Raw genomic sequence first — 7,823 nt, 5'->3', positions numbered from 1 at the left:
CAACCAGCATCTTGTTGAGGGATGGGAGAGTCTTGTAATTAAAGCTGTCGAGGCTTTTGACGGCGGGGAACTTGGCCTGCTTGATGCGCCGCTCGACCATACGGCGTTCGCGGTCGATCAATTCCAGTTCGGTGAGGCGGATGAGATAACGCACATGGTCGACACCCTCGGCGGCGCACTGGCGGGCCAACTTGTCGTATTCTCGCAGGAAGGTGGGCAGCCTGAGCACCTTGAGATGGTGAGCCAGCAAGATCTGTGGTGCTTCGGTCATGGCGCTGACCTCACGGCATCCCCGTTAGGTCTGTCTACTTTCCCGGCTTTTTGCAGCAGACTCATGTAACTGGTCACCGATGTCGTTGTCACCTGGGCCTGGGGCAGGAAGGGATAAACGTTTAAGTCGAGCCTGGGTGGACGTCGCTCGATACGGCACAGCACCAGATGTTTGACGGCGTCGTAACCGATGGCACCCATACGCAGGGCATCCTTTATAGCGTTATGAAGGACCTCAATATCGAAGGTCTCCAAAAGCCTCAGGACCTGTACGTACTCGCGCTTTCCCGACTTCCCCATGCGAGCCTCCAACAGACGGTGCAGGGTCGCAAACTCTTCGGGAAGATCCCAACCGACCAGCGGTGCCGCCTGATCCAGAGCGCCAACCTTCTTCTCCAACAAGGGAAGATAATGGATCGGATTGAAGATCAGGTCTTGTTTGTCATAGGAACGGGGGTGGCGGGCGATCTCGTCACTGGCGCAACCAATGACGACCTCATGGACATAGCCCCGCACCCAGACCTCCCGGTGGCCGTAGGCGACGGGAACGGAATAATCGTTGGTTTGATAACGCACCAGAGACTGGGAGTTGACCCGTGTCGCTTGCCGATCACAGGCATCAAACGGAACTGGTTGCAAGTTGCTCAGCACTTCGCTATCACGCACGAACCGTTCACGGATGCTCTCGCGATGCCCGCGCAGAACTTCATCTTGGCGCTTTAGGCATCGCGCTTCCAGGTCAGCATTGAAGGCCTCCCAGCTCTCAAATCGTGGGATGGGCACCATAAAGTTCCGCCGGATGTAGCCGACCATCCCTTCCACGTTGCCCTTGTCATTGCCCTTGCCGGGGCGACCATAGCGGTCCTTGAAAAGGTAGTGGGACTGGAGCCCGCTGAACGCTCCCGTCCGCTGCCGGGTGCGATCTGGCAATATGCGCGCCACCAAACACTTGTCGTTATCGTAGAGGATTGATTCGGGCACGCCATTGAAGAACGCAAAGGCTTTGTTGTGACCGTCCAGCCAGGCTTCCGTGGTCGCCGCCGGATAGGCGACGACAAAGCACGCATCACTGTGCGGAAAGTCCATGACAAAAAAGTGTGAGCGGTGCGTCACCCCGGCGATGATCACATCCGCCTCGCCAAAATCTGCCTGGGCCTGACCCGGTTCATGGCTCAGCGGCACGAACATCTCTCGTCGGCGACGGGTCTGTTCCCGGACGTAATCCTTGACGATGGTCTGTCCGCCGGTGAAACCGTGTTCATCGCGAAGACGCTCAAATATCCGCTTGGCTGTATGGCGCTGCTTGCGGTGAGCGGTGCGGTCATCGTCCAAAATGTGGTCGATGATCCCTGTAAAAGGGTCCAGCTTCGGGCGCTTCGGCGGGCCACTACGCTGATAGCCCGGTGGTTCGGTAATACCCCCCTTTTTAGGGGCCGTTAGAAGTAGAACGGGTTAGGCGGCCATGGGCTTTTCCATTGTCAGCTTTTGTATTGGCGTTATGCCACCGATGGCCATATTGGGTCGTTCGTTGTTGTATGTCCACAACCACTTGGTCGCGGCATCTTGAACCTCTTCGATCGTTGCAAAGATGTACTGGTTCAGCCAGTCATATCGGACGGTGCGATTAAACCGTTCAACATAGGCATTCTGCTGTGGCTTTCCCGGCTGGATAAACTGCAGGCCAATACCTCGTTTTTCCGTCCAGGCGGCCAATAAAGAACTGATATATTCGGGGCCATTGTCGCACCGAAGGGTGCGGGGAGGTCCCCGCCATTCAATGATTTGCTCAAGGGCGCGAATGACACGGACCGCAGGCAGCGAGAAGTCGACCTCAATGCCCAGACCTTCGCGATTGTAATCGTCAATCACATTGAAGGCGCGAAAGCTCCGGCCATCACCAAGTTGATCATGCATAAAATCCATCGACCAAATTTCATTAATGGCATCAGGCACCGCCAAAGGTTCCGGTTTATCCCGATACAGGCGTTTCTTCGGCTGAATCCTCAGGTTCAACTCAAGCTCCTTATAAATCCTGTAGACCCGTTTATGGTTCCAGCCAAAGCCCTTCACGTTGCGTAAATACAGAAAGCACAACATGAAGCCCCAGTTGCGCTGGCGGTTGGTCAGAACCTGAAGCCACTCGCCAATCTCGGCATTTTCATCACTCAGCTTGGGTTGATAGCGGTAGCAAGTCTCACTGATCATAAAAACCTCACAGGCCGAGCGGATCGTCAGTCGCCCCTTGCAGACAAAATCTTTGGCCATCTCGCGACGACGCGATGGCCTCACCACTTTTTTGCCATGGCTTCCTTGATCACATCGTTTTGCAGTTGGACCTCGGCATACATCTTCTTCAGACGGGCATTCTCGGCTTCCAGCTCTTTCATCCGCGACATCAACGAAGCATCCATGCCGCCGTATTTGGCGCGCCATTTATAAAAACTGGCGCTGCTCATGCCGTGCTCACGGCAAAGCTCAGGAACTGGCGTTCCGGCCTCCGCCTGTTTCAAAATTGCAATGATCTGGCTGTCTGAATAACGGGAATTTTTCATCGTGAATCTCCTGCGTTTACGTTACGAGAAAATTCTACTCATGAAGACCACTAATTTTCGGGGGTATTACCCGTATTTCCCTGCGGAAATGAATCCGAACTACGACCCAAAATTTATCATTAAATTGCGGTGAGGTGACTTTAATGGAAATCGATTTCGAAAATTTGGGAGCACAACTAAGCTTTCAAAATTTAAATAACAACCCGACTAAGATCCGGTTTCGAAAGATTCCCCTCAGTGAGATCCATCCTGATTCTGATTGGGAAATGCGCCCCAGGCCTGACATACCAAAAGAGATTTTAAGTTCTTGGGGTTTGATCGGCATTTCCGATGACAAAACCGAAGCAGCATTTGTGGTTGGCAGCAACTCTTCTGGCCCGTTCACAACCTCCGTTGCGCCGGGCGTATTCCCGTTTTTTGCTCCCGATTTTTCAGGGGTCATAACGCCGTCTGGCTCATTCTATCGATTGCAAAAGCATGACGAAAACGACCCAGACGTACACGAAACGCTGATGATCGTTCATGCCTTCCGTATCTGGGGATATCGTGACGTTGTCGCGCATTTCCCGGGGGTGGTATTTTAATGCTGACACAAATGGTCTTGGTCCTCCCGTACGCTGTGTAATATTTTGTCCGGGTAAACAGATGTTTGTGCCGATTGTCCAGACAGGCTTTCATCCGGATGGCAGTCCTGCTTTTGGAAATCAGCAGCTTGTTGACCGTCCCGTGTTTTGGTTAATGAGCCAACGCCCGGCGCTGTTGGCGTAAATCTTCGATCTGTTTTGTCTGATACATAAATCTTAGATCTTTCCTGTGAGGGGGGCTTCCTCTATGAGAAAAGACGTTTGTTTTATAGATCTGGAAGCTTCGTCAGCTGGTTCTGATGGTTGGCCGACGGAGCTCGGACTGGCTTTTCCTTATGATTTTTCAATGGCAATGTTTATCGAACCACAATGGGGGTGGTGTGATGGTGATCCCCACAACCCACGCACAGTTGTTAGGGGTTGGGATGCGCAAGCTGAGAAAATCACGGGCATTGATTACCAGACGGTACTTAAAAATGGCATAAAACCTGATGTGGTCGTGAAGAAATTCATGGACACGACACGAGGCGCAATACTTTTCTCTGACTCGCCTGAGTTTGATCAACGGTGGTTGCAGATGATTTATGATGCTGCGGACGCGGGCACGGCCCCAGAATTGCAAGATTTTGAAATTATCTATGCTGCTGTCGCGAGGCAGCCTGAGCACCCAAATATGTCAGAAGCTATTTATCTAGCCCATATAGAGTGCCCCCCGGTCCATCGAGCCGAAGCCGACGCAAAGCATTTGGCGCGGATTTTTGAACTCTTGAACCCATTGGATAGTTGAGGATATCTCTCTCATCTATCACCGTACTGATTGCAGATCGAATTCTCCGAAAATTATACCAAGAGCTGCTCGGCGCCTATACTTTGCCAGCTGAAACATATTTGGGAGTGACCTGCTCCCCAACTTACCCGAGAGGCCCAGTTTCTATAAGAGACTCTGGCTAATCGGCCATGCCGCCTTGCCGGTATCAGAGGTACCTTGTGAATTTGTGGACCTATCCTTAGATAAGTCCAGTGCACAGGGGCGACTACACTTCAAGAAAGAAATAACAGAACTTGCTAATGAAAGCCTGGTGGTGCTTGACCCATAAGGGGTAATATATTATCTATAAATAGCGTGCATTGACGTTAGGAGATAATATGTTAGCCATTGAGCTTATGTCCCCAAAAGAGATCGCCTCTCAAATTGCGGACAATGTACGCACCCTTCGACTACGGCAAAATCTCTCTCAAGAAGGCCTGGCCGAGCGCTCCGGAATGTCGCTTGGTAGCCTTAAGAGGTTCGAGCAAACTGGCGCGATTTCATTCGAATCACTTATTCGCCTATCCATTGCCCTGGGTGCGACCAAGGAGCTAACAAGTCTCTTTCAGCCACCTGAGATCACCGACATTGACGACATAATTAAAGCGAAGCCCGCGGCGCGGGCCAGGGGGCGTGAGAAATAATGTCTGTCGAGATTGTTCATGTTTTTTATGACGGCCTTGGTGACCCGGTTCCGGTCGGGCGCCTGGCTGCCCATGAGCATAAAATCTTGTTCCAATATACCGAAGAATTTTTAGCGCTCAATCTACGGATCTCCCCTTATAAGCTGCCGCGCAAACGCGGCATTATTGAAGGTGATCCAGGCATTTTTGAAGGCCTGCATGGTGTCTTTGATGACAGCCTTCCCGATGGGTGGGGCAGGCTTCTGTTGGATCGAAAGATTAGGGAGCTCGGGCAGGACCCTTGGGTATTAACGCCATTGGATCGCCTATCTTACGTCGGAAAGCACGGCATGGGCGCCCTGTCATATCAGCCGGAATACGAAGCTGAGGCGTCGGACAAGATAGACCTCATTAATCACATCGAACTCGATAAGTTAGCTGATGAGACTCAGAGCATTTTAGAGGGCGCCCCAAGTGAGGTCCTCGATCAAATATATGCCCTCGCCGCCGGATCCGGTGGAGCTCGACCTAAAATCCTGGTTGGCTGCACTGCCGATAAACAGCAACTTGCATATGGCACCAATAATTACAGCGACACACACCAGCCATGGATCATCAAATTCCGCGGCGGTGACCTTAAGAATGGAATGGGCGACACAATCGACTGCGGAGCCATTGAGTTCGCGTACTCACGTATGGCTGAAAAAGCCGGAATTGATGTTCCTGAGACGCACCTATTTCCTTCTAAAAAGGGTCCGGGATACTTTGGTGCCAAGAGATTCGATTTAGTCGACGGTCAGCGCCATCACGTTCACTCTGTATGCGGTCTGTTAAACGCTGACTACAGACTTCCATCTATGAGCTATGAGATGCTTCTACGTGTGACGCGCGACCTGACCAAAGATCAGCGCGACGTCGAACAGATGTATCGGCGCATGGCCTTCAACGTCATGACCAGCAACCAAGATGACCACACTAAGAACTTTGCCTTTATGATGTCATCGAATGGCAAATGGAAAAACTCCCCTGGATACGACATCACCTATAGTCGCGGGGTCGGCGCCGAACACGCCATGACCGTGAACGGAAAAGGAAAAGGTTTTACGGGCGATGACCTAATGAAGGTGGCCGATTGCGCCGGCATAGCTGTGGTGGCAGCAAAAGGCATCATCGAAGAGGTCAATGAGGCTATCTCCACATGGAGCGACGAAGCGAACACCTGCGGTGTTTCCAAGAGCAATATCCAATCAATCGCTAAAACAATGGCACCTATAAAAACCCCAACGAAAAAGCAACATCGATCACAAGAGAATGATGACTAAATCTAATCGAAAGCAGGGCACCTGAAATTATAGCCAGTGAATATCAATACGCCGAGACAATGATTTCCCATTGGAAGCAATTCAATGGGAGTCTTGATATCTCCGGCATTAACCGAACGATTGATATTCATTTCCCTAAAAAATGCATGGATGAAGCTCTAATTACAGGCAGGCCTACGGACTATCTTTGTGAGGCCGATGAGGTTGGTCGTCGCCGGGCTAAACTTGCAGTCGCCAATGCGAATAGAGCCATGCAAGTCGTATTGGTGGATATTAAGGCTTTGCCCATGAGGATTGATTCTTCGGGAGATCATCGTCCGGGTCAGATATGGGTAGCGATACGCTGCCACTTAACATGAACTGCAGAGACGTGAGAGTGGACCAATTCAGTGGAGAAGGATCGCAGTTATTTTATTGAATCCTTGATTGTTGTAGCAGATAGCTACATATTAATGATGCAGACTTTTATCGGAGAACTAAAGTTATGACCAAAGCCGCATCCCCCATCAGACTGCAAGACGAGCTCATGAAAGCAGCCCAGGCGACCGGCAAGGCGTATCACCGCAGCCGCGCAGAGCAGGTCGAGTATTGGGCCGATCTCGGGCGCAAGGTCTCTGATATCTTAAATCCAGATACCCTATTGGCGGTAAAATCGGGCCTTGCAACGCTTACCATCGAAGCAACGAAGCCAGTCGATATCGATCCCGATAATATCTTCACAACCCTGGACCGCAAAAGAGCAAACGGCACGCTTGCTATGGCGATTTCCGACGGAAAGGTACGATATCAAATGTCGCAAGCCCAGCCTGGCATGCTGGAACAGATTGCTGCGGATGGGACCGTCCAGGTCGGGCAGTTTATCAATGGTAACTTTGAGCCTGAAGACGCCGCATGAAACAGTTATGGGTTCTGGTCGGCGGTAACGGTGCGGGGAAAACCACGTTCTACGAACAGATGCTTCGTCCGCTCAACTTACCGTTCATCAACGCCGACGTTATCGCGAAAGAGATCTTTTCCGAAGATCCCGAAAGTTATAGCTACGAAGCCGCAAAACTCGCTGAAAAAATGCGCGAAGAACAGCTTCTTAAAGGCACAAATTTTTGCTTTGAAACCGTGTTCTCACACCCTTCAAAGGTCGATTTTATCGCCCATGCCAAAGCGCTTGGCTACCAGATCATTCTTATGGTGATTCATGTTGAAACTGTTGAGTTGAATCTAGTGCGCATCAACGAGCGCGTCAAAGAAGGCGGGCATAGCGTTCCGGATAAAAAGGTTGTAAGCAGAATTCCGCGCACGCTTAAGAATGTCGAAAAGGCCATTCCCTTATGCAATCAGGTCTACGTTCTGGACAACTCAAGTCTTGAAAATCCGTTCTTGAAAGTTTTGACGATTAAAGATGGTGCGCGAACGGAACACATAAAACCGCTACCAACCTGGGCTGACCTGCTGATGGGCTAACCATCAAAACAGTTAAAAACTAATACTCAGGCAGACCACATCCGCTATGCGCATTAACTGACATGCCCCCAACTTATCAGACCATTCTGAGCTGGAATTTTCTAATATAAATCCTGAGATCAGGAGAAGGAGAGTTCCATGAAAGTATCGAAGTTCAGTGAGGCGCAGATTGATGGTTATGAAGACGATTGCCTCATACTATGCAG

Annotated in this window: 8 protein-coding genes and 1 pseudogene; 6 read left to right on the top strand and 3 right to left on the bottom strand. The window is 50.8% G+C overall.

From position 1 onward, the window contains the following. The 3 genes and pseudogenes from BEN30_RS12860 to BEN30_RS12850 all read right to left on the bottom strand — a co-directional run. Positions 1-271: ATP-binding protein (locus BEN30_RS12860; RefSeq protein WP_245649055.1), on the bottom strand; the 271-nt coding region annotated here is incomplete at its 3' end. Further along, positions 268-1,707, bottom strand: a pseudogene (gene istA / locus BEN30_RS12855) (IS21 family transposase); the annotation flags it as partial. The pseudogene istA and the gene BEN30_RS12860, both read right to left, overlap by 4 nt. A 15-nt stretch (positions 1,708-1,722) precedes the next feature. Further along, a protein-coding gene (locus tag BEN30_RS12850) for an IS3 family transposase (RefSeq protein ID WP_407655972.1) occupies positions 1,723-2,822 on the bottom strand; the annotation gives its coding sequence in 2 pieces (ribosomal slippage) (positions 1,723-2,561 and positions 2,561-2,822; 1,101 coding nt in all). Between the two features lie 143 nt (positions 2,823-2,965). Here BEN30_RS12850 and BEN30_RS18415 point away from each other — a divergent pair. The 6 genes from BEN30_RS18415 to BEN30_RS12810 all read left to right on the top strand — a co-directional run bounded on the left by BEN30_RS18415 (position 2,966) and on the right by BEN30_RS12810 (position 7,617). Further along, positions 2,966-3,406, top strand: coding sequence for a hypothetical protein (locus BEN30_RS18415; RefSeq protein WP_139135029.1), 441 nt, complete (start codon positions 2,966-2,968; stop codon positions 3,404-3,406). Between the two features lie 247 nt (positions 3,407-3,653). Continuing rightward, positions 3,654-4,193: a 3'-5' exonuclease family protein gene (locus BEN30_RS12835; protein ID WP_069958734.1), complete on the top strand. Its 540-nt coding sequence runs from the start codon at positions 3,654-3,656 to the stop codon at positions 4,191-4,193. A 359-nt stretch (positions 4,194-4,552) separates the two neighbouring features. Beyond that, positions 4,553-4,858 (top strand): helix-turn-helix domain-containing protein, encoded by a 306-nt coding sequence (locus BEN30_RS12830; RefSeq protein ID WP_069958733.1) that lies wholly within the window; start codon positions 4,553-4,555, stop codon positions 4,856-4,858. Beyond that, positions 4,858-6,159: a type II toxin-antitoxin system HipA family toxin gene (locus BEN30_RS12825; RefSeq protein ID WP_069958732.1), complete on the top strand. Its 1,302-nt coding sequence runs from the start codon at positions 4,858-4,860 to the stop codon at positions 6,157-6,159. The genes BEN30_RS12830 and BEN30_RS12825 overlap by 1 nt, the downstream gene beginning before the upstream one ends. Before the next feature lie 484 nt (positions 6,160-6,643). Continuing rightward, the gene (locus BEN30_RS12815) at positions 6,644-7,054 is read left to right on the top strand and encodes a TA system antitoxin ParD family protein (protein ID WP_069958730.1); all 411 of its coding nucleotides are present in this window, start codon (positions 6,644-6,646) and stop codon (positions 7,052-7,054) included. Beyond that, positions 7,051-7,617 (top strand): AAA family ATPase, encoded by a 567-nt coding sequence (locus tag BEN30_RS12810; protein ID WP_069958729.1) that lies wholly within the window; start codon positions 7,051-7,053, stop codon positions 7,615-7,617. Before BEN30_RS12815 ends, BEN30_RS12810 begins: the two co-directional genes overlap by 4 nt. The last annotated feature ends 206 nt before the right edge of the window (positions 7,618-7,823 follow it).

The sequence above is a fragment of the Magnetovibrio blakemorei genome (assembly GCF_001746755.1).
GTDB classification, from domain to species: domain Bacteria; phylum Pseudomonadota; class Alphaproteobacteria; order Rhodospirillales; family Magnetovibrionaceae; genus Magnetovibrio; species Magnetovibrio blakemorei.
The sequence above is the reverse complement of the archived record's forward strand: the minus strand, read 5'-3'. Positions and strand labels throughout refer to the sequence as shown.